Origin of the sequence: Nostoc sp. CHAB 5715, assembly GCF_020829685.1 — a bacterium.
GTDB lineage: Bacteria > Cyanobacteriota > Cyanobacteriia > Cyanobacteriales > Nostocaceae > Nostoc.
In genome coordinates, this window is record NZ_JAIVFR010001005.1 from 1 (window position 1) to 2,586 (window position 2,586).

The following is a 2,586-nucleotide window of genomic DNA, read 5'->3' on the forward strand; positions in this document are numbered from 1 at the left end:
GCTGAACAAAAAGCAGAACAAGCTGAACAAAAAGCAGAACAAGATGAAAGCACTCAAGCTATCCGGGCGCTCAACGAAAAGTTACATCATGACGAACGAATAACGCTCTCCCTTGTCCCCATCGCTGATGGGCTTACTCTAGCTATCAAGCGACCTTAATAGAGTTTGATGCCAATTTACTATTCTAGCTGTTTTCAATTTGTTTGAATACAATAGGGTAGCACAGATGTGCTACCCTACCGCATGTTTTACTTCTATTGACTTAGAAGTTGTAGCCAAGTCCAAATAGTACCCCTACATCAGTTTCATCCAAAAAAGCAGCATTTACGCCACCTGTCACCGTAAATCGAGAACCAATAGGAAGGTCTACACCACCAGTTAGCAGTAGTCCAAAATCAGTATCGAGATTAGCTTCAATGGCGACGCCAGCACCAATATAAGGAGATATAGCTAAGGTTCTTGCGCCCACCGAACCTGCTATGCGGGGCGAAAAATCCAAAGTCAAGGGAACCAGAAACAGTGTATCATCCCCAAAGATCACCGATGGCCGCACTGATATATTGCGTGTCAGACCAATTTTGCTGATCGCTGCAAAGTTCCCGTCACTCAGAGCTGTATCGCTGCCACTCAAACCAATGTTACCAGCAACTCCAATATAGCTAGGGCCACCAAGAGTAGTTCTACCTGGCCTGACATCAGGCGTTGTCCCATTTGTGGTTCCTGTTGGTGGTTGATTTAACTGACTGATGTTAACATCAGGCGGGACGAGGACTTGGTTAATTGCATGGATAACACCATTGCTAGCTTGGACATCCGCCTGGATCACTCTGGCATTATTCACCGAGACTTGATTGTTAGCAGAATCTATTTGAATATTTACAGGGCTTTGTTCAGAGGTTCTCAGTTCTCCAGCCGAGAGTTGACTAGAAGTTACTGCACCAGGAACTACATGATATGACAAAATCTTAATCAATGCATCTCTGTTTTCTGGTTGCTGTAACTGCTGTAAGGTAGCAGCAGGTAAAGCAGCAAATGCTTGATCGGTGGGAGCGAAGACTGTATAAGGGCCAGGCTGTTGAAGAATATCTGCTAAACCAGCTGTCTTTAATAAAGAAGTCAGAGTTGTCAAAGAATTACTGGATGCAGCAAGAGAAACAATATCAGTACCGGTTTGAGTGCCGCCAGCAGTTCCACCGACAATATATTGACTAGCTGGAAGATTACTAGCAATGGGTTGCACCCTTCCCTGTCTAGCCAAAGCTTGATATAATAGTGCCGCAGCTTCAGCGCGAGTCAGGGGCTGTTGCGGATTGAGTTGTTTTACATCTGGATAATTAACAACAATATTAGATTGTGTTGCTGTTGTCACACTAGCAACAGCATAGTTCGGGATAGCTGAGGCATCGGTGTAGTAGGTGCTGAGGTCACTACTGCCTCCAGTGCTGCTAGCAGTTAAACCCAAACCATTGGTTACAGCAACGATCGCCTGTACCTTCTGTATTTGTTCATTTGGTCTAAACACGTTCCCAGGATAACCTGCCAAAAATCCAGTTTCGTAGGCGTTCTGAATTGCAGAAGCTGCCCAATAGCCAGCAGGAACATCACTAAATCCACCTGCGCTTAATTGCCGAACTCGATTTTGGTTTGGGAAAGCTTTTTGAATTAAAGCGGCAAACTCAGCACGAGTCACACCTTGATTCGGCCTAAAGCTGCCATCAGGAAAGCCTGTAATCACGTTATTGTCAGCTAGGGCTTGAATGAAGGGACGCGCCCAATAATCTGACGAAACATCAGACAAGTTTACTGTTGAAGTAGGCGATGGTGTTGCAGGTGATTGTGTTTCAGGTGATGGTGTTGCAGATGGAACAGTAGTTTGAGATGAGGCTGGGGTAGAAATTACGATAGGAGTTATTGTAGTAGCTGTCATTCCCAGAACTACTAAAGCAACCCTTGCTGATGGCCAACGAAAGGAACTAAACATGGAAACATCCTCTATTATCTAAATTTTCACCACACATAATACAAAATCTCTATTTGGTTTTTGAAAAACCGCATATAACACTAATAGGCATAAGCAACGATATAGTGGTATATGGTATGTTGCAATAAAGATTATGGCATACAAGTAAGCGATTTTATCAGTTATAAAATCGCAGCCAAGCACTAGAATAATTAGCTTTTAATAGCCATCTCTTTATAATTGCAGAAAATGGTTAATGGCGTCAAGCTACATGGATCATGATCTTTAGCAACATTTAAGAAATAAAATTTGTTTTTGCGATATCCTATATTATTAATCTTTGAGTAAAATTATACAACTAACTATTGGCTGGATTTCGAGGAATAACTTTCACTCTTTAGATAGTTGTCTGTGATGGTAAATTTTCAAAGACTAGACTGAAAATTAGCGATCGCAATCAAAAATTTTGGGCATGATTGCGCCAAGATTTTTGGCTAGGAATTATGGTTCTTCAGTTCATTTTATGGAACAGAATAATAAATAAAACCTAAAGATAGGCTAGATTTATTGCTGTGACTGGGTTTTAAGTTTTTGAGCCTTTCTATAAAACTGCGATTTTAATGCTC

Annotated in this window: 1 protein-coding gene and 1 pseudogene; one reads left to right on the forward strand and one right to left on the reverse strand. The window is 41.8% G+C overall.

Annotated elements, in window-relative coordinates:
* Positions 1 to 159 (forward strand): annotated as a pseudogene (locus LC574_RS35025) (hypothetical protein); the annotation flags it as partial.
* Between the two features lie 103 nt (positions 160 to 262).
* On the opposite strand, the gene LC574_RS35030 reads toward LC574_RS35025, so the two are convergent.
* A complete protein-coding gene (locus LC574_RS35030) occupies positions 263 to 1,981 on the reverse strand; it encodes a fasciclin domain-containing protein (protein WP_229458217.1) in 1,719 nt (572 codons plus the stop codon).
* Between the last annotated feature and the right edge of the window lie 605 nt (positions 1,982 to 2,586).